The organism is Paraburkholderia sediminicola (assembly GCF_902859805.1).
GTDB classification, from domain to species: Bacteria; Pseudomonadota; Gammaproteobacteria; order Burkholderiales; family Burkholderiaceae; genus Paraburkholderia; species Paraburkholderia sediminicola.
On record NZ_CADIKC010000007.1, the window covers coordinates 203680 to 222726 of the forward strand.

18 protein-coding genes and 1 pseudogene are annotated in these 19047 nt (G+C 62.6%); 10 read left to right on the top strand and 9 right to left on the bottom strand.

Features of this window, described 5'->3' with window-relative positions:
- The first annotated feature begins 6 nt into the window (after window positions 1-6).
- Complete coding sequence (locus tag R8871_RS24015; RefSeq protein WP_175052709.1) at window positions 7-1218, top strand: SAM-dependent methyltransferase; 1212 nt, start codon at window positions 7-9, stop codon at window positions 1216-1218.
- 1 nt (window position 1219) lies between these two features.
- Window positions 1220-1732, top strand: a complete 513-nt coding sequence (locus tag R8871_RS38875) for a chalcone isomerase family protein (protein WP_175052710.1) — start codon at window positions 1220-1222, stop codon at window positions 1730-1732.
- A gap of 65 nt (window positions 1733-1797) precedes the next feature.
- Here the strand turns inward: R8871_RS38875 and R8871_RS24025 are convergent.
- The 3 genes and pseudogenes from R8871_RS24025 to R8871_RS24035 form a co-directional block, all read right to left on the bottom strand.
- Window positions 1798-2655: pseudogene (locus R8871_RS24025) on the bottom strand (alpha/beta hydrolase); the annotation flags it as partial.
- A 94-nt stretch (window positions 2656-2749) separates the two neighbouring features.
- The gene (locus R8871_RS24030; protein ID WP_175052711.1) at window positions 2750-4075 is read right to left on the bottom strand and encodes an Nramp family divalent metal transporter; all 1326 of its coding nucleotides are present in this window, start codon (window positions 4073-4075) and stop codon (window positions 2750-2752) included.
- Between the two features lie 121 nt (window positions 4076-4196).
- On the bottom strand, window positions 4197-5174 hold the full coding sequence (locus tag R8871_RS24035) for a ferritin-like domain-containing protein (protein WP_175052712.1): 978 nt from the start codon (window positions 5172-5174) through the stop codon (window positions 4197-4199).
- A 389-nt stretch (window positions 5175-5563) separates the two neighbouring features.
- Here R8871_RS24035 and map point away from each other — a divergent pair, with 389 nt between their 5' ends.
- From map to R8871_RS24065, 6 genes are all read left to right on the top strand, one after another.
- Window positions 5564-6349 carry a type I methionyl aminopeptidase gene (gene map, locus R8871_RS24040; RefSeq protein WP_175052713.1) on the top strand — a complete coding sequence of 262 codons (786 nt, stop codon included), beginning with the start codon at window positions 5564-5566 and terminating at the stop codon, window positions 6347-6349.
- A gap of 185 nt (window positions 6350-6534) precedes the next feature.
- A complete protein-coding gene (locus R8871_RS24045) occupies window positions 6535-7068 on the top strand; it encodes a GNAT family N-acetyltransferase (RefSeq protein ID WP_175052714.1) in 534 nt (177 codons plus the stop codon).
- A 207-nt stretch (window positions 7069-7275) separates the two neighbouring features.
- Entirely contained in the window at window positions 7276-8109 is an 834-nt protein-coding gene (gene minC / locus R8871_RS24050) for a septum site-determining protein MinC (protein WP_175052715.1), read from the top strand.
- A gap of 104 nt (window positions 8110-8213) precedes the next feature.
- Complete coding sequence (gene minD / locus R8871_RS24055; RefSeq protein WP_054035077.1) at window positions 8214-9029, top strand: septum site-determining protein MinD; 816 nt, start codon at window positions 8214-8216, stop codon at window positions 9027-9029.
- Window positions 9030-9043: 14 nt separating this feature from the next.
- Complete coding sequence (minE, locus tag R8871_RS24060) at window positions 9044-9307, top strand: cell division topological specificity factor MinE (protein WP_054035076.1); 264 nt, start codon at window positions 9044-9046, stop codon at window positions 9305-9307.
- 325 nt (window positions 9308-9632) lie between these two features.
- Window positions 9633-9944: a YXWGXW repeat-containing protein gene (locus R8871_RS24065; protein WP_175052716.1), complete on the top strand. Its 312-nt coding sequence runs from the start codon at window positions 9633-9635 to the stop codon at window positions 9942-9944.
- Window positions 9945-10177: 233 nt separating this feature from the next.
- Here R8871_RS24065 and R8871_RS24070 read toward each other — a convergent pair whose 3' ends face one another.
- Complete coding sequence (locus R8871_RS24070; RefSeq protein ID WP_175052717.1) at window positions 10178-11593, bottom strand: chloride channel protein; 1416 nt, start codon at window positions 11591-11593, stop codon at window positions 10178-10180.
- Window positions 11594-11805: 212 nt separating this feature from the next.
- On the opposite strand from R8871_RS24070, the gene waaC reads away from it, so the two are divergent.
- Together waaC and R8871_RS38745 are read left to right on the top strand one after the other, a co-directional pair.
- Window positions 11806-12810: a lipopolysaccharide heptosyltransferase I gene (gene waaC, locus R8871_RS24075; RefSeq protein WP_175052718.1), complete on the top strand. Its 1005-nt coding sequence runs from the start codon at window positions 11806-11808 to the stop codon at window positions 12808-12810.
- A gap of 719 nt (window positions 12811-13529) precedes the next feature.
- Window positions 13530-13664: a hypothetical protein gene (locus R8871_RS38745; protein ID WP_256390474.1), complete on the top strand. Its 135-nt coding sequence runs from the start codon at window positions 13530-13532 to the stop codon at window positions 13662-13664.
- A gap of 165 nt (window positions 13665-13829) precedes the next feature.
- On the opposite strand, the gene R8871_RS24080 is transcribed toward R8871_RS38745, so the two are convergent.
- The 5 genes from R8871_RS24080 to R8871_RS24100 all read right to left on the bottom strand — a co-directional run bounded on the left by R8871_RS24080 (window position 13830) and on the right by R8871_RS24100 (window position 18985).
- A complete protein-coding gene (locus tag R8871_RS24080; RefSeq protein ID WP_054035073.1) occupies window positions 13830-14009 on the bottom strand; it encodes a hypothetical protein in 180 nt (59 codons plus the stop codon).
- A gap of 98 nt (window positions 14010-14107) precedes the next feature.
- The gene (locus R8871_RS24085; RefSeq protein WP_175052719.1) at window positions 14108-15415 is read right to left on the bottom strand and encodes an MFS transporter; all 1308 of its coding nucleotides are present in this window, start codon (window positions 15413-15415) and stop codon (window positions 14108-14110) included.
- A gap of 246 nt (window positions 15416-15661) precedes the next feature.
- The gene (locus tag R8871_RS24090; protein WP_246287680.1) at window positions 15662-16120 is read right to left on the bottom strand and encodes an energy transducer TonB family protein; all 459 of its coding nucleotides are present in this window, start codon (window positions 16118-16120) and stop codon (window positions 15662-15664) included.
- A gap of 483 nt (window positions 16121-16603) precedes the next feature.
- Complete coding sequence (gene argH, locus R8871_RS24095) at window positions 16604-18010, bottom strand: argininosuccinate lyase (protein ID WP_175052721.1); 1407 nt, start codon at window positions 18008-18010, stop codon at window positions 16604-16606.
- 162 nt (window positions 18011-18172) lie between these two features.
- Window positions 18173-18985 (bottom strand): helix-turn-helix transcriptional regulator, encoded by an 813-nt coding sequence (locus R8871_RS24100; protein WP_093643881.1) that lies wholly within the window; start codon window positions 18983-18985, stop codon window positions 18173-18175.
- Between the last annotated feature and the right edge of the window lie 62 nt (window positions 18986-19047).

The window sequence follows — 19047 nt, forward strand, 5'->3', positions numbered from 1 at the left end:
TCAGCCATGGCGCTTTCAAGAACCCTGAGCGAACACCGAACCGTCCCCGCTTCGGGCCGTCTGTTTCTCTCTTTGCTCGAACGGATTCAGGTTGGCCATCTGGTGTTGATCACGCCCGACGGTCAGCAGCGCGTGTTCGGCGATCCGCACGCGGCGCCGGGCGCGCGCCTGGAGCTGCGCGACTGGCGTGCGTGCGGCGCGATTCTGCGCAAAGGCGATATCGGTTTCGCCGACGCATGGCGCGCGTTCTGGGTGGACACGCCTGATCTGGCCGCCTTGCTGCGCGTCGCGATTCGCAACGAGCGCGCGCTGCAACGTACTGTTTACGGCGGCTGGCTCGCGCAACTCTGGTACGGACTGCGTCATAAGCTCAGGCGCAATACGCGTGCGGGCAGCCAGCGCAATATTCACGCGCACTACGATATCGGCAACGCGTTCTACGCTCAGTGGCTGGATTCGACGTTCACCTATTCGAGCGCGGTGTTCGACGGCAATTTCTATCAATCGCTCGAAGCCGCACAACATGCGAAGTATCAACGCATCATCGACACGCTCGGTTTGCGCGAAGGCATGCACATTCTGGAAATCGGCTGTGGTTGGGGCGGGTTTGCGATGCACGCGGCGCGCCAGGGCATTCACGTGCACGGCATAACGATCTCACCAGCGCAGCTTGAATTCGCCCAGCAGCGTGTGAGTGAGGCAGGCCTGAGTGACCGGGTGAATCTTGAGCTGCGCGACTACCGTACGCTGACGGGCCAATACGACAGCTTCGTATCGATCGAGATGTTCGAAGCCGTCGGCGAGAAATTCTGGCCGACTTACTTTCGCATCTTGCGCGAACGCCTCCTGCCCGGCGCGCGCGCGCTCGTGCAAACCATCACGATCGACGACTCGCACTTCGCCGCCTATCGCGCAACCAGTGACTTCATCCGCGAATTCATTTTCCCGGGCGGCATGTTGCCGAGCCCGCAGCGTTTCATCGAAGCGGCGCGGCGAGGCAAGCTCACGGCGCGTACGTCGTTGGCATTCGGACGCGATTATGCCGAGACCCTGCGCCGCTGGCGCAGCGCGTTCGAAGCGCAACTCGATACGATCCGCACGCAAGGCTTCGATGAGATTTTCGTGCGGACGTGGCGGTTGTATCTGGCGTACTGCGAAGCCGGCTTCGACGAAGGACGCACCGACGTGATGCAATTCGTGCTTACGTCAGCGGACTGATATGCGTGCACTCGCGGCGATCGCGCTGGTGTTGTGGGCGACGGCCGCCTGCGCCGACTGGCGTGGCGACGTGCAGTCAGCGACCCTCGTGGGCGAGGGCGATTTCAGCGTGTTCGGCTTCAAGCTCTATCGGGCGCAGATGTGGAGCGAACGCGTACCCGTCGACTTTGACGAACGCTTCGCGCTGCACATCATTTACGCTCGCGGCATCAAGCGCGAGCGGTTCGTCGATGCGGGCATCAGCGAGATCAAGCGTCTTGCCAGCGTGCCGATTCCAGCCGATACGTTGGCGCGCTGGCGTGCGGATATGCTGCAGGCGTTCGTCGATGTCGGTCCCGGCGACCAGTTAAGTGCGGTCTATCTGCCGGACAAGGGTGTGCGTTTTTATGCCGGTGACCGTATGACTGGTGAGTTCGACGATCCGGCATTCGCGCGGGCTTTCTTCGGCATCTGGCTTGATCCGTCGACGCGCGCGCCGACCTTGCGCAGACAGTTGCTCGGTACCGCGCAGTGAAGCGTGCATGATGCGCATGGCAACGATTGCGCGTCACCATCACGCTGCGCCTCACGGCTCGTCTGTGCATCGATAAACGCGCTGGTATCGTCGAGTACTGGCGCAAAGCCACGCAGCGGCCCGGCGATGGCGCCGACCAGCAGCGCGTGCCCAATCCGCGGATAGTGTTTCACTTCAACGCTATCGCCGACGGCGCGCAGCCTGGCCGCGAACCGGTCGGTGTTGCCCGGATCGACTGTCGTGTCGCGCTCGCCCGCTGCGAGGAACACCGGTGGTTCGTCGCCTTCGACGAAGTTGATCGGCTGGCTCGCCGCCCGCAATGCAGGCGGGAAAATTTCTTCAAGCGTCGCGTCGTGCAGCGGCAGAAAATCATACGGGCCGGCAAGGCCGATCACGCCGCTCAAGTCGCGCTTGCTCATCTGCTGCGCGGCGAGATAGCGATCGTCGGTGGCCAGCAGCATCACGATATGCGCACCGGCCGAATGACCCATCAGAAAGATCCGTGACGGGTCGCCGCCGAACTCGGCCGCGTGATCGCGTGCCCAGCGCACGGCTGCGGCTGCATCGTCGACAAAGCCCGGGAAGGCGGTTTCCGGCCACGTCCGATAGTCGGGCACCACGGCCACCAAGCCACGTGAAGCCAGCGCCGCACCGACGAACAGATAGCTGTCGCGTGAACCGCTCTGCCAGCTACCGCCGTAAAAGAACACGACGATCGGACGGCCGTGTGAAGCGCTTTGCGGTGAACTGGCGGCGGGCATGTAGACATCGAGCGTCTGGCGCGGCGAGCTGCCGTACGCGAGGCCATGCTCGGTGCGGAAATTCTTGTGCGATACGGTGGCGTTGAGCACGCCCGCGGCGCTACAGCCGCCCAGAGCGGCGAGCGCCAGCGCGGCGGTCAAGGTAAGCAGGCGTCGAGTCATGGAAGTCGGATCCGTCGAGAATCGTTCGAGAATAAGCGTTCGAACAATGTACGCGCCAACCCGATAACCGGATGCAGAAAGCTGCCTTGCCACCTTATCCCGCGTGGAACGGCGGCCATGGCGAAATGCCGGCCACTTGCAGCAGCAGAATGAGGTTGAGCGCCAGCACGGCGACCGTGCCCGTCACCGCGGCGATCGTAGTCGACCGGCGATTCCGGTAGCGGCCCATCAAGTCGCCACGCGAGGTGAACCACACCAGCGCGATCATAGGCACCGGTAGCGCAATGCTCAGTACCACCTGGCTCAGCACCAGCGCGCGCGTCGCGTCCACTCCGCAGGCAACCACCACGAACGCCGGCGCCATCGTAATCAGCCGCCGCGCCCACACGGGGATATGAAAGCCGACAAAGCCCTGCATGATCATCTGCCCGGCCATTGTGCCGACGACCGAGCTCGACACACCGGACGCGATCAGTGCCGCAAGAAAGAGACCCGCCGCGGCGCCACCAAGCAGCGGCGTGAGCGTGCGCCATGCCGTTTCGATGCTGGCCATATCAGCATGCCCCGCATGAAACGCGCTCGACGCCATGATCACCATCGCCATATTGATGAGTCCGGCGACGCCGAGCGCAACCACCACCTCGATATTCGAAAAGCGCAGCAGCTTGGCGCGCTCACCTTCATTGCGCGGCTTGACGCGATTCTGCGTGAGTCCTGAATGCAGGAACAGTACATGCGGCATGACCGTTGCGCCGATGATGCCGACGGAAATCGTCAGCGCGTTGCTATCGGGCATGCCCGGCGTGAACGTATGCTTGACGACTGATGACCAGTGCACCGGCGCAATCAGCAACTCGGCGAGATACGACAGCCCGATCACACCGACGAGCGCCGCGATCGCCAGTTCGAGCGGGCGGAAGCCGCGCTTCTCGAACTGCAGCAAACCGTAGGTGACGGCGGCCGTGATCAGCATGCTCGGCACCATCGGTAGATGCGTGAGCAACGAAACGCCGATCGCACCGCCGACGAATTCCGCCAGATCGGTCGCCATCGCCGCGATTTCGCTGATGCCCCACATCGCGAGCACGCAACGGCGCGGCAACGCCGAGCGGCAAAGTTCTGCGAGATTGCTGCCGGTCACGAGCCCAAGCTTGGCGGATAACGCCTGAAATAACATCGCCACGATGTTTGCCAACGCTACCACCCAGAGCAGGGTATAGCCGTATCCGGCGCCCGCCTGAATATTAGTGGCGAAGTTGCCCGGGTCCATATATGCGATCGAAGCGACGACCGCCGGTCCAACGAACGGCAGCATCGTCCGCAAGCCACGACGCCGTCCCGCCAGCGTTTCGCGGATATCGAAACAGGTCTGCTCGGTGAGGGTTTGAGGCACAGCGGCTTGACTGATCGCTTCGTTCATGACTGCTCCTGTCCGTCTTCAAGCGTTCAAGGCAATACGGATGAAGGCCGGCCAACGGGTGAGCGCGATCGTCATCGCGGCGACCCGTTGCCGGTGCCTCCGGCACAGCACGTTGCGTGCTTCAGGCGCTCATGTTGAGCGTGCCGTTCACGCCGTTCGGGAAGAAGCCACCCTTGGTCGCCATCGAACTCGTCAGGTAGACGATGTTGAGCACGTTGCCATAGCCGCGGCTGAAGGCGAGCCCGTTGCTGTCGAGCGGCACGATGTTCGAGGAGCCGGATGTCGCGCCTGTGATGCCCTGATCGTCGTGGCCGTTCTGGTCGAGACTGGCGCGCGCGGCGGAGATGGCGTTGGCGGCGGTGTAGATACTCGCCGTGTCGACGCCCTTTGCAAACAGCACCGTACGCACGAGCCCTGCGTGATACGCCTCGGCCGCGAGGATGCCGGCAGCCGCTTCGAGGAAGGTCTTGTTGGTGATGAGCGGAGAGGCGCCCTTATAGGCGGTCACGCCGACGTCTTCGAAGATGAACGCGCCGAGCAGGAAGTTGTTGTCGTTCGCGTACGGATTGAAGGCGACACCCGCGCTGACCAGACCCGCAGCGCGCGCCGCGTTCGAGAACGCTCCGTTCGGATTCGTGCCGCCAATGTCGATCGAGGGCATTGCGACTGCCGCCGAGCCCAACGCGCTGCGCAGGAAGGTGACGTGCTCGCGCTCGTCGTTGGCGATTTCGTTCGCATAGGCCTGAACGACCGGATCCTGGAACGGCACCTGCTGCCCCGGAATTACCGTGCCCAATGTACCTACGCCGGCCGTCATGCTGGCCGCGAGCCCCGCACCTGTTGTCGCATACGTATAGAACTGCGACTCGAGGTATTCCAGATTCAGCGCGAAGTTGAGAATCTCCGGATCGGTCGGTGCGCTGGCGGCCGAGGCACTCGAACCGGAGCCCCCGCCGCACGCACTGATCAGCGTGCCGCCGACGAGACCCAGGCCCAGGCCGCCAGCGTTGCGGAAAAACTGTCTGCGTTGCAGGCGCCGTTCAACCCGGCGGTCGAATACGTCGATAAGCTCTGCTGATTTATTGCTGGATTCCGACATGGCTATGTTCCTCAGATGGTTCGACGCCAATGCCGCGGACTCGCGACGCACACGCGCGGACAACTGCTATCCACGCGATGCCCGAACGCAAATCGCGGACGCAAAGAGGCCCCGTTCTTCTGAGAAGAACTAAACGATGTGGGGAAGAAATCGAGTCCTCAACTTCTTTACGGCGCGATTGCACTGCCAGATGCAAACCTCACAAAAGATTTCTCTGCGCGCTCGCAACATGAGAGAGACCCGCACTGTTTTTCCGACTCTAGAAAGAATGATCGGCGTCATGCGGAAAAAACGCCCGGCGAACAGGTCCCGCCCGGCTCGCGGAAGCCCTCCGGCGATCCTCTGTACAATTGGCCGATCGTCAACATCGTTTCAGCCCCACCGAATTCATGGCCATTACCTACAAGACTCCTGACGACATTGCCAAGCTGCGCATTTCCGGCCGCCTCGCGGCCGACGTGCTGGCGATGATCGGCGAGCACGTCAAGGCCGGTGTCTCCACCGACGAGCTCGACGCACTGTGCAATGACTACATTGTCAATACACAAAAGTCGATTCCGGCAAATGTCGGCTATTTGGGTTTTCCGAAGACGGTTTGCACGTCCGTCAACCAGGTGGTGTGCCACGGCATTCCCAACCGCAGCGAAATCCTGAAAGACGGCGACATCATCAATATCGACGTCGCGATCATCAAAGATGGCTTTTTCGGCGACACCAGCCGCATGTATTGCGTCGGGCAGCCGAGCACCGTGGCGCGCCAACTGATCGACACAACCTACGAGGCGATGCTGGCCGGCATCCGCGAGGTCAAGCCTGGCGCCACGCTCGGCGACGTCGGCTATGCGATCCAGAAGATCGCGCAGCGCGACGGTTTCTCGATCGTGCGCGACTATTGTGGGCACGGCATCGGCAAGGTTTATCACGAAGACCCGCAAGTGCTGCACTACGGTCAGCCGGGGCAGGGCGTGCGTCTGAAGCCGGGCATGGTCTTCACGATCGAACCGATGATCAACGCGGGCCGCGCCGGCACCGCGGTTCAGCGTGACGGCTGGACCGTGGTCACCAAAGACCGTTCGCTGTCCGCCCAATGGGAGCACATGATCGCCGTGACCGAAGAGGGCTACGAGCTGCTGACGCCGTGGCCGGACGGCACCGGCAATTACGAAGCGCCTTGAACACAGTGACCAGCGCGCCTGACGAACCGGCTATCAGGACGGTGGGCGCGTGAATTGCTGCGCAGCGGGCGCGCGGCGCCTGCACCAGGAACCGCCGCTGCAGACCAATCCGGTAAATAAGGATTTGACTCGCGCGCCGGTTCGGTTAAAGCTATGCCTTAGGGTTTCAAGGGGTTTTCGTCTGCATGAGTCCGTCATTGACCGTTCGCCGTATCGCCGCTGATCAGGGCGCTGTTTTCCGCGAACTCCGTACTGCGTCGCTGCGGGAGGCACCCTATGCCTTCGGCGAGACGCTAGAAGACGCGTTGTCTGCGGATGCCGCCACGTTCGACGCCACCGCTGCCGAACACGCTGTTTCGTTTATCGCCACCACGTTCATTCTCTATACCGAGGGCCATCCGGCAGGGCTGGTCGAAGCTTATTTCGACGACACCGCGGCGCGCCGCGCGTTCGTCTGCGAGCTGTGGGTGGCGCCGGCCGTGCGTCATCTGCGAGGCGGCGAGTTGCTGGTCGACACGGCCAGCGCCTGGCTCGCCGGTGAAGGCGCCATGGAAATCTACGCATGGGTCGCCGACGCCAACCGCAATGCAATGCGCTTTTACGAGGCGCTCGGCTTCGGTCCCACTGGCGAGCATCGGCGCGTCGTACGTGCGCCCGAGCAGGCCGAGAGCCTGCTGGTCCGGCACGTGCCGACCACGTCGCAGGTATTTCAGCAGTGATCCCGCGAGCGGCGCGTCAGCCTGCCGCTCACATCCCATCCGCGTCGCTACAGCGTTCATGGCCAAACAAGCGGCCAGAACGCGGCCTGAGTGGCCGCGGCGTGGCCACGTCATGGGTATTCAGGCCGCCGTGGTGCGTTCTGTCGGCAAAAAAACTCGCTCCCCGCCTGGACGCCTGTAAAATACGCAAAATTTTTGCCGAACGCTATGTCGCCCAAGAAATCGCCCTTTTTCGAACTCCGCAGCGGCTCTGTCGACACGCTCCTGTTTGTGGTCAAGACAACCGACCTCGATGCGATGCGTGCCGAATTGACCCGGCGCTTCGAGGCGACCCCCGAATTTTTCGCTAACGACGTCGTCGCGATCGACGTGCGCCGGCTTGGCGAGAACGAACGCGTGCCGCTCGCCGACATCGCGCAACTGCTCGACAGCGTGCGCATGCGTCCGGTCGGCGTGGTGGCCAACGCGCAGCAGACGTGGGCGGCGGAGTCCGCGCTGCCCTTGCTCGAAGCGCGCGACCGTCGCGGCGCATCCGCTAAATCCGCTGACGAAGAGGCCGTCAATTCGGCCGCTACGGCGCCGGCTGCCACCGCAGCAACGGCCACGCCGCCGGCCGATCTGTTTTCGGCAGTAGACGGAACACCGGCCACGGCTGCCGCGGTCGAACCTGCGCCGGCCGCCGAGCCCGTGCGCCTCGCCACCTCGTCGCAAACCATGGTGGTCGACAAGCCGTTGCGCTCGGGCCAGCGCATCTACGCAAAGGGCGATCTGGTCGTGCTCGGTCTGGTGAGTTACGGCGCGGAAGTGATCGCGGAAGGCAACATCCATATTTACGCGCCGCTGCGCGGCCGGGCGTTGGCCGGCGTGCAGGGCAATCACGACGCGCGCATTTTCTGCACGTGTCTCGAGCCGGAACTCATCTCGATCGCGGGCATCTATCGTACGACCGAGAACCCGCTGCCGGCCGACGTGCTCGGCAAGCCGGTGCAGATCTGGCTCGAAGAAGAAAAACTGATGATCGAACCGTTGCGGCTCACCTGATCGACGTGAAGCGCGCGCTGCCCTGAACGTACACGGCACGCGGCGCTTCACGGCAAATATGGCCGCACATAATTGACGAATTTGACGAACACAAGGTAAGGGTAATGGCAAAAATCATTGTGGTGACTTCGGGCAAGGGTGGCGTGGGCAAGACGACCACGAGCGCGAGTTTTGCATCGGCCCTCGCATTGCGGGGCAGCAAAACCGCCGTGATCGACTTCGACGTCGGCCTGCGTAACCTCGACCTCATCATGGGCTGCGAGCGCCGTGTGGTGTACGACCTGATCAACGTGATCCAGGGCGAAGCCAACCTGAACCAGGCGCTGATCAAGGACAAGAAGTGCGAGAACCTCTTTATCCTCCCGGCCTCGCAAACACGTGACAAAGATGCGCTGACGCTGGAAGGCGTCGAGAAGATCATCAACGACCTGATCGCGATGGACTTCGAATACATCGTCTGCGATTCGCCGGCGGGTATCGAATCGGGCGCGCTGCTCGCCATGCACTTCGCCGACGAAGCGCTGATCGTGACGAATCCGGAAGTCTCCTCGGTGCGCGACTCGGACCGTATCCTCGGCATTCTGTCGTCGAAGACCAAGCGCGCAATCGAAAGCAAGGAGCCGATCAAGGAGCACCTGCTGATCACCCGCTACAACCCGAAGCGCGTGAGCGAAGGCGAGATGCTGTCGCTGACCGACATCCAGGAAATCCTGCGTATCGATCTGATCGGCGTGATTCCGGAATCGGAAGCGGTGCTGCATGCGTCGAACCAAGGGCTGCCGGCTGTGCACCTCGACGGTACCGACGTTGCTGAAGCCTATAAAGATGTCGTGTCGCGTTTCCTCGGCGAGCAGAAGTCGCTTCGCTTTACCGATTACCAGAAGCCAGGGCTGCTGCAGCGCCTCTTCGGCACCAAGTAAGGGGAGCGCACGTAATGTCGATTCTTTCGTTTTTGCTGGGCGAGAAGAAGAAGTCCGCGTCGGTAGCGAAGGAACGCCTGCAGTTGATCATCGCGCATGAGCGCGCCGGCGGCCATGCGCCTGCCGATTACCTGCCTGCGTTGCAACGCGAACTGGTGGCCGTGATTTCAAAGTACGTGAAAATCTCCGATGACGATATTCGTGTGAGCCTGGAACGCCAGGACGATCTCGAAGTGCTCGAGGTCAAGATCGAAATACCGCAGGTGGGTTCCGCGTAACGTGTTGCGCGCCCTGTTTCGTTCCGTCGATGTGACGTGACGAGGTGGGGCGCGTAAGCGGTGTTGTTGTATTGTTCCCTCGCCGTTTTTCTGCCGTTTTTCTGCCGTTTCTCCGCTGTTTCCCTCCGCTGTTTTTCTCGCCGTCGTCTCCGCTAATTCTGTGTTCATGTGCGCTCGCACAGGCCTTCTCACGCGTGCTTCCCACGCGGCGAAATAATCCGTTGCACTTCGGGGTGCGCCGTTACACGCCGACAGTCAGCGGTTTCGTGCCCTCGCGCATTAAACGGATAACGCCGCATCCGGTGTCCATCCAAAGAGGGAAAACATGAACAAGACCTTTCGCTTGCTGATCGCCAACGCTGTTCTGATCGCAGCTGGTGCATCCGCTGTGGCCTCCGCTTCGGCCGAGGAAGTCATTGTGATCGCGCCGTCCGCACCGCCGGCCGTGCGTTACGAAGCCGTGCCGGCACCGCGTGTCGGCTATGTATGGGATCACGGTCACTGGCGTTGGGATCACGGCCGCTATGTGTGGGACGCGGGTCACTGGCAAGCCGAGCGCGTCGGCTACCACTGGGTGCCGGGCCACTGGGTCGAACACGGTCCGAACTATCGCTGGGTCGAAGGCCACTGGGCGTAAGTCCACAGGCTTCAACAGCGTGCGGCACGGCGGAATCGATACCGCTCGTGCCGCTCCCTCCAGTTTGACGACACAGGCGCCGCTCGCGCGTCCGGCGGAGCGTTTGCCTGTGTTTCAGAGGAACACGTCATGAAAAAGAATCTGCTTCTGATCGCCGTACTGGCGGTCATGCTGGCCGGTTGCGTAGTGGTGCCGGCACGGCCGGTTTACATGCGTGCACCGGCGGTTGTTGTTTACTGATGCGGAGTGCCGTCTTCAGCGGGCGCGTCGCCCGTGATTTCATCGACGGCCGCTGGTTCGGGCACGTCGACTTCGGGGACTTCCGGCACCGGTGCGGGTGCCGGCTGCGGCAGCGGCGCCATATAGCGCTGCGCCAGCGACTCATACAACGGCGGCGCGAACAAACGCGCCACACGGCTTGCAATCAACGCGGTGGCCATCAGCGAAATCACCAGTGCATGACCATCGATCATCTCCATCACGATCACGAACGACGTAATCGGCGACTGCGTGACGGCGGCCAGATAGCCGACCATCGCGAGGGCGATCAGCATCGGCAATTGCATCGAGCCGAACACCATGTGCAGCAGATTGCCGAAGCCCGCGCCGATCGACAGCGACGGCGCGAAGATACCGCCCGGAATGCCCGGCAGGTACGAGCCGACCATCGAGATCATCTTCAGAAACGGATAGAACACGGACAGGTGCTCGTGCCCGTCGAGCAGGCCACGCGCTTCCGCATAGCCGCTGCCGAAGGTCGTGCCGCCGGAGATGAGGCCGACCACCGCGATCACGAAACCGCACAGCGCGGCGAACGCGACCGGCCGCTCGCCGTGCAACTGGCGCAGCGGCGCCGGAATCCAGCGCGCGGTGTTCAGCAGCAGCCAGCCGAACACGCCGCCCGCGATACCGGTGACGATTGCCGTGAGCACGACGGCGACCGCCAGCAGGTCCGGGAAGTGCGCGCCGATCTGGATAGTGCCGAAATAGGTGTAGTTGCCGTTCAGCCCCAGCGCGATCACACCAGCGATAATGATCGCCGTAATCAGCACGCCGCTCGCGCGAGCCTCGAAGCTGCGCGTGAGTTCTTCAATCGCGAACACGATCCCCGCCAGCGGCGTATTGAACGCTGCGGACAAACCCGCTGCCGCGCCCGCCAGCACCAGTTGCCGTTCGATCTGCGCGTTCGAGCGTGGATACAGCCGCCGCAGATTGAACATCAGCGCCGCGCCGACCTGCACAGTCGGCCCTTCGCGCCCGATGGTAAAACCACCGAGAATCGCCAGAAACGACACCGCGATCTTGCCGACCAGAATCCGCAGCGACAACAGCCGTGCGCCGTACTCACCGGGTTTGGCATGCAGGGTGGCGATGACTTGTGGAATGCCGCTGCCTTCGGCGCCGCGGAAGAACCTGCGCGTGAGCCAGACGGCGAGCGCCGCGACTGCGGGCGTGACGATCAACGGCGCCCACACGTGCTGCTGCTGCATGGTGCGGAATTCGCCGTAGCCCCAGTCAATCAGCCTGGCGTACAGCACCGCCACCAGGCCGACCGCGATCGCGCCGAGCCAGAAGATGCCGTATTGACGCCACAGGCGTTTCGCGCGACGCACGATGCCGGAAGAGAGGGGAGGAAGTACCCGGGACATGGGGATGTGCTGGCGCAAAGGGTGAATTATAAAGCGCGCCCCATCGTTTCAACCGTATGAAAGTATTTTGAAATATAGTAAAAGGGTTATTCGTAAGGCGCGTAGTGTAACGCTCTGTATTAATGACCGTACGGCGCACTGGGGCGTTCGGCGGAGATTATTCCAATCGTCGGCTAAAATGTTTTGATGTTCGAACAATTAATAGGTCCTCAATGAAGCGAGTCCTGATCGTCAAGGTCACTTCGCTCGGCGATATCGTGCAGGCGTTACCAGTCGCCGCCGACATCAAACGCGCATTTCCCGGCGTTGAAGTGGACTGGGCGGCCGACGAGGCTTTCGCCGAAGTGGTGCAATGGAGTACGAGCGTCGACCGGGTGCTTTGCGCGCCGCTGCGCCGTTTCAAGAAGGCGCGCCGCTGGGGCGATTTCAAGGCGATCGCGGCGTCGATCGCCGAATTGCGCGCCTATCGCTACGACTTCATCATCGATATTCACGGCGTGTATAAGAGCGCGATCATCGCCTTTCTGGCGCGTTCGTCGAAGCGTATTGGCTACCAGTCCCAGGATCTGGGGGAGCGGGGCGCCGCATTTGCCTACACGGGGCGTTTCGGCCCGCGTCCGCTGTGCGACGCGTGGCATGGCATGCGCATCAGCGCGAGCGAGGCGCTGGGTTACGAGGTCGAAGGTCCGGCCGTCTACAATCTGCGCCTGCCCGAGCCGGCCACCGCGCCGTTCGCGGCTGATAGCGCACCGGTCGCGGCGCTGTTTCATGCCACCTCCAAAGACGACAAGAAGTGGCCGTTGCCGCATTGGGTTGCGGTCGGTCGCGAGTTGGCGCAGCGCGGTTTTCATGTGGTGCTGCCATGGGGCTCGGAAGGCGAGCGCGCCGAAGCGGAGCAAATCGCGTCGCAGGTGCCGGGTTCGACCGTCCTGCCGAAGCTGAGCGTGACCGAAATCGCGCAAATGATCGACGCCTGCGCGCTGGTGGTCGGCACCGATACCGGTTTCGTTCATATGGCGCATGCACTGCTGAAGCGCACGGTCATGATCTTTGTGGCGACCTCGCCGGACCATTGCGGAATCGACGCACCGTACCGCTCGATCTCGATCGGCGACGGCCGTTCAGTGCCGTCCATTGCGCAGGCACTCGAGGCGATCGATTATGTGCATAGCGAGTCACACGTGAGCGCCATGCAACACGGATCGGCCGCAGCCTGAGCGTTTCTTTGCAGCGCTTTCGCGCAATCATTTGGCCAAAAGAAAAGAGGCGCGACGCGCAGTCGCCCAATCAAACGAGCGCTGCCACGGAACGCCTCTGAAAAACGCCCGCGTCGGGGAACTACGGGCGAAGAGGAATCACTGCAATAAACAAACTGACTCAAACGCTGGGCGGCCACCTCGCGTAGCCAACTCATTTCTAAAGAGACTGCCGGCCGGCGGTCGAGTTCAATCGCTCATTCAACAAGACATGCCGCGCGCGCCGAAAGGTTCGCGCACCGTTTATCGGCGTTCCAACGGGCGGCTACTCGTGGCCGTTCCCAGCGTTTGGACAAGCGCCGCGAATTACACACCTGTTAAATCTGTCGCTTTTCGTTGAGTGCCTAATTGGCTACGCGTGCGCGCTTTTGCGTCGCTATTGGCTCAGCCATGACGCATGGAAGCACGTGCTTAATGCCCATAATCGTCGCCCCGATTCGCGCACCCGCCACGGGCAGGACTTGCGCGGATTGTGCATGTCCAAAACAGTATAGGCGGTGTTTTTGTCTGATGTGAGTCTGTCGTTGTCGCGCTTCGGATGCAGTGGGTTTCGGGGTCCGAAGGTGTAACACCCCAGTGATTTTCCCTTACAAATCGCAACGGTCGCGCGAAGCTGGGTCGTGTTCAATCGAGTCATTCGGGGTTTCGGCTCGAATGAATCTGACTCGAAGGAGAACAATATGAAACGCTTAATCCTGACCCTGATCGCCGGCACGCTACTCGCAACGGCGCTCGGCGGCTGCATCGTTGCACCGGCGCCTGGCTATTACTACGGCGGCGGTTATTACCATCACGGCGGGTACTACTACCGGTAACGGCTAGCGGCGCGCGTTCGGCTTGAACGCAGCGCCAGGCGCTGACGGCTGCCGCTTGCCTGTATAGGCACGGGCAGCCGCTCAATCGCTTCTTCGGATCAGGTCAGACCGCTTTTGTCCGCTTTCTCCCGCTGCACCCAACCCGGTATCGCGACGTTTGCCCGCTCAGGCGAGCAGCATTTCGAAAGCGATCACCGCAGTGATGGCAGCGGCGTTCGCGGCCAGTGCTTCCACGACAATGCCTTTCCACGTCGCCGGACGAAAGCGCAAAGCCAGCAGCAGCGAACATAGCAACGCCAGCGCGATGATCATCACGATGTCCGCGTTATGAAGATGAACACTCATCAGAGCCTCCCTGCTTGCCTTAGGGTTATTGGAATCGAGTATAGGCAAGTCAAAAAGACGCGCAAGGCAGGGGATTTACCAGCGCGCCTTTACCCTGATCACATCAGTTGGGTATCGCGGGTTTCGCGCATGCACAGCACACCGATCATGCTGACGGCCGCCGCAATCGAAACGTAAGCACCCACCCACGGCAACCCGCCGTGCGCGGCCAGCACCTGCGCGATATACGGCGCGACCGATGCACCGAGAATCCCGCCGAGGTTATACGACACGCCTGCACCGGTATAGCGCACGTTGGTCGGAAAGAGCTCCGGCAGCAGCGCGCCCATCGGTGCGAAGGTCACGCCCATCAGGAACAGTTCGATCACGAGGAACAGCAGCACCAGCGGTGTCTGGCCGCTGCCGAGCAACGGCGCCATCGTGAAGCCTGACAGGATCGCTGCGATGATGCCGACGATCAGTACCGGCTTGCGGCCATAACGGTCGCTTGCCCAGGCCGACAGCGGCGTGGCGAGGGCCATGAACACGACTGCGATGCACAGCATGCCGAGGAACGTCGGCCGGGGAATATGCAGAACCGACACGCCGTACGACAGCGAAAACGTCGTGGCGTTGTAGAACAGCGTGTAGCAGACCACCATCGCCAGCGCGCCGAGCAGGGTCGGCAGCCCGTGCTGGGAGAACAACGTGGCGATCGGCACCTTCACGCGTTCCTTGCGTTCGATGGCGGCCTGGAAGGCCGGCGTTTCGGCGATCTTCAGGCGCACATACAAACCGAGGGCGACCAGCACTGCGCTGACGAGGAACGGCACGCGCCAGCCCCAGCTGCGGAATTGCTCGTCGCTCAAAGACAAGGCCAAGGCGAAGAACAGGCCGTTCGATGCGAGAAAACCGATCGACGGCCCCAGTTGCGGGAACATCCCGAACCAGCCGCGTTTGCCGGCCGGCGCGTTCTCGGTGGCGAGCAGCGCGGCCCCGCCCCATTCGCCGCCAAGGCCGATACCCTGGCCGAAGCGCAGCACGCACAGCAGGATCGGCGCGAGGCTGCCTATCGAGTCGTAGCCGGGCACGAAGCCGATCAGCGTGGTCGACACACCCATCACGAGCAGCGAAGCCACCAGCGTCGATTTACGGCCGATCCGGTCGCCGAAGTGGCCGAACAGGAACGAGCCGATCGGCCGCGCGACGAATGCGATACCGAACGTGACGAAAGCCGACAACGCCTGGGCGGTCGCCGAGCTGTGCGGGAAAAACACCGGTCCGATGACGAGCGCCGCGGCGGTCGCATAGACGTAGAAATCGTAGAACTCGATCGCGGTGCCGATGAAGCTCGCGAAGATGATCCGCGTGCTGCTGGTCTGCCCGGCCGCATTGGGCGGGGCCGCGGAAATCGGCGAAGTGGACATGCAGGGTCTCCTTATGTCGTGATGCCGTCGGGCGCCGTACTTCGATGTGCGGGCGGCGCGTGGTCGGTCGGCATCTTTGTTTAAGTTCGTGTGCTTCGGCGCGTCTCGCCAGCGTTCGAAGCGAGCGAGACGCGGACGATGAAGCGACAGCTTACAACGGCGGACGTCAGCCGTCAGCCGTCAACGCTTGCGCGCGAAAGCGGCCATGCCAGGGGAACAGGCGGGAGATGGGGTGAGACGTTGCGTTCAGTCGATGGTCTGCGCTTGCGGCGAGGCGAACTCGCGCAGCTGGAATTTGCCGTTGTCGTTGAACAGCCAGTCTTCGAACAGTTCGAGTTGACCGTGGCCGTTCAGCAATTTGCCGGGCGGTTGCGGCAGCGGCGAGGCGCGCCGCAAGGAGGCGAGCGCGGTGCTTTCGGCTTCGTCGTCGCCATTGGTGCGATACACCGACGACTGAAGCACCCGGCCATCGCGATCTACCGTGAATGACACCACCACCAGCGAGCGCAGCATCGCTTGCGGCGTGCCGCGCAACACAAAGGAAGGGCTGCGTTCGATGATGCGTTGCGCGACCGCGCTGCGGTACTGGTCGAGCGTCGCACTGTTGACGGCTGCCGGCGGCGTGATGACAAGCGGGCGATCAGGTGGCGTGATCGTGCAGCCTGCGAGGGTTGCGAGCGTTGCGAGAGCTAAAGCCGAAGCCACCGTCAACGCGGGAGCCGCGCTATGCGCATGCGAAAGGGATGCGCTAACGCCTGAAGCGAAGCGTCCAGTCAGGCGGCGAAGGTGACGTGTGCAGGTGGACATCGTCGAGGTAAGCACTGTGACAGGATCTAACTTGATGGTAGTCAAAAAACGCCAGGATGCAATTGTCGTTGACCCGCTCCTGTGCGATTCCAACGCTTGTAACAGGCTGAAATATGGCCGGATTTCTCTTCGGCTAAAACACGCCTACACTTCGATGGCCTCTTTCGAGAGGCATCGGTGGAAGTCTTTCATTTAGCCCGCTTCGCGCGGGCTTTCTTTTTTGCGCGACGCTTTGCGCAATCAATCCAGCCGCGAAAATAAAAAAGGCGAACCCGTCGATGAGTTCGCCTTTGTTTTCATGCTGCCTCGCGCTTGCCGTGATACCAACGCAGGCCGTCATGCACGCATTGCTCGACGCGCCCGTGCGCGCCGGGCCTTAACTTACTTCAATGCTTCCCGTGCAGCCTTGACTGCCGCGAGCACCTGCTCGGGCGCCGTGCCGCCCGGATGGTTGCGGCTCGCCACCGAACCTTCGAGCGTCAGATACGAGAACACGTCTTCGCCGATCAGATGCGCGACGTTCGGCAGTTCCTTACGCATTTCTTCCAGCGTCAGGTCGGCCAGATCGCAGCCGCGATCGGCACACACACGAACCGCCAGCGCCACTGCTTCGTGCGCGTCGCGGAACGGCAGGCCGCGCTTGACGAGGTAGTCGGCGAGATCGGTTGCCGTGGAGAAGCCTTGCAATGCGGCGTCGCGCATGGCTTGCGGCTTCACCGAGATGCCGGCGACCATTTCAGCGAAGATGCGCAGCGTGTCCGCGACCGTATCGACGGTGTCGAACAGCGGCTCCTTGTCTTCCTGGTTGTCTTTGTTGTACGCGAGCGGCTGGCCTTTCATCAAGGTCAGCAGCGCGATCAGATGGCCGTTCACGCGGCCCGTCTTGCCGCGTGCCAGTTCGGGCACGTCCGGGTTCTTCTTCTGCGGCATGATCGACGAGCCGGTGCAGAAACGGTCGGCCAGATCGATGAAGCCGACGCGCGGGCTCATCCACAGCACGAGCTCTTCGGAGAAGCGCGACACGTGCGTCATGATCAATGCCGACGCTGCCGTGAATTCGATCGCGAAGTCACGATCGGACACCGCGTCCAGCGAGTTCGCGCAGATGCCGTCGAAGCCGAGCGTCTTCGCCACGGCATGACGGTCGATCGGATAGCTGGTGCCGGCCAGAGCAGCAGCACCCAGCGGCAGGCGATTCACGCGCTTGCGGCAATCGACCATGCGTTCGGCGTCGCGCGAAAACATTTCGACGTAGGCGAGCAGGTGATGACCGAACGTGACCGGCTGCGCGACTTGCAGGTGCGTGAAGCCCGGCATGATAGTCGACGCGTTCTTTTCCGCCATGTCGAGCAGGGCCGTGCGCAATTCCGTCAGCAAGCCGCCGATACGGTCGATTTCGCCGCGCAGCCACAGGCGGATATCCGTCGCCACCTGGTCGTTACGCGAGCGGCCCGTGTGCAGGCGCTTGCCGGCGTCGCCGATCAGCGCGGTCAGGCGCGCTTCGATGTTCAGGTGCACGTCTTCCAGATCGAGTTGCCACTCGAACTCGCCTCGCTCGATTTCACCCTTGATCTGCGCCATGCCGCGTTGGATCGCGGCGAGGTCGTCGGCGGCGATGATCTTCTGCGCGGCCAGCATCGAGGCGTGCGCGAGCGACCCTTCGATATCGACGAGCGCCAGACGCTTGTCGAAGAAAACCGACGACGTGTAGCGTTTGACGAGCTCCGACATCGGCTCCGAGAAGCGAGCCGACCAGGCTTCGCCTTTTTTGTGCAGTTGGGACGTCATGGTGTTGGGCAGTTAAGCGGCAGTTGAGCGAGCGATGAAGAGGCTGACGGCGTTTGCGTACGGTGCAGGCGCCGCCGAAACGAGCGAAAGACAGAGATTTTAACACTGGCGGAGCGCATCAAAGACGCCGCCCGCCCAAGGGCTGTTCAGGCAAACGTGCTGCTATTCCCGCACCAGCACCACCAGCTTCAGATCCTCGCGATGCGCGGGCTTGAAGGTGATCTGGTCGTAGACGAGGCGGCCGTCGCGCGGATGGTTGAATTCGCGCCGGCCGCCTTCGCGGCCGCCGACGTCCTGCGAGGCCCAGAAGCGGGCGAACGCGTCGCTGGCGGCGGTGAGCGAGTCGATCAGCCCGCGAGTGGGGGCGTCGTTCAGATGGCGAATCGAGTCGGCGCGGAATTCGGCGGCGAGGCGCCGCGCGCGCGTTTCCCAGTCGACGATCAGCTCGCGCGCGGCCGGCTCGGTGAACGTGTAGCGCAGCAGATTGCGGTCGTGCGTGCCGTCCAGCCAGCCGACGAACAGGTCGGCGGCGCGTTCGTTCCAGGCGAGCGCATTCCACTGCCGGTCGAGCACGTAAGCCGGCGCGTTCACAAGTTGCACCGTTTCAAGCAGCGTGGCGGGCGCGTCGGCGGCGGCCGGATCGGGTTCGGCCGGGTCGCGCTGGGCGGCCAGCTCGAACAGATAAGCCCGTTCCGCTCGCGACAGTTGCAGCGCGACGGCGATCCGCGCCAGCGCGTCGGCGGAGGCGGAGACGGGGCGGCCCTGTTCGATCCACGTGTACCAGGTCGGGCTGACGCCGCACAGTTGCGCGACTTCCTCGCGACGCAAGCCGGGCGTGCGGCGGCGCGGGCCGGGCGGCAGACCGAGCGCCTGGGGCGAGAGCCGTTCGCGATGCGCACGGATGAAATCGCCAAGTGCACGGGCGGGCGTGGCTTCGAGCGGCGGCGGATTGTCGGCGGAGGACGGCGTGGTCATTCTGGTTGGATGGCGCTTGGCGGGGTGGTGTTATTGATACCAGAATAATTGCTTAACTTGTA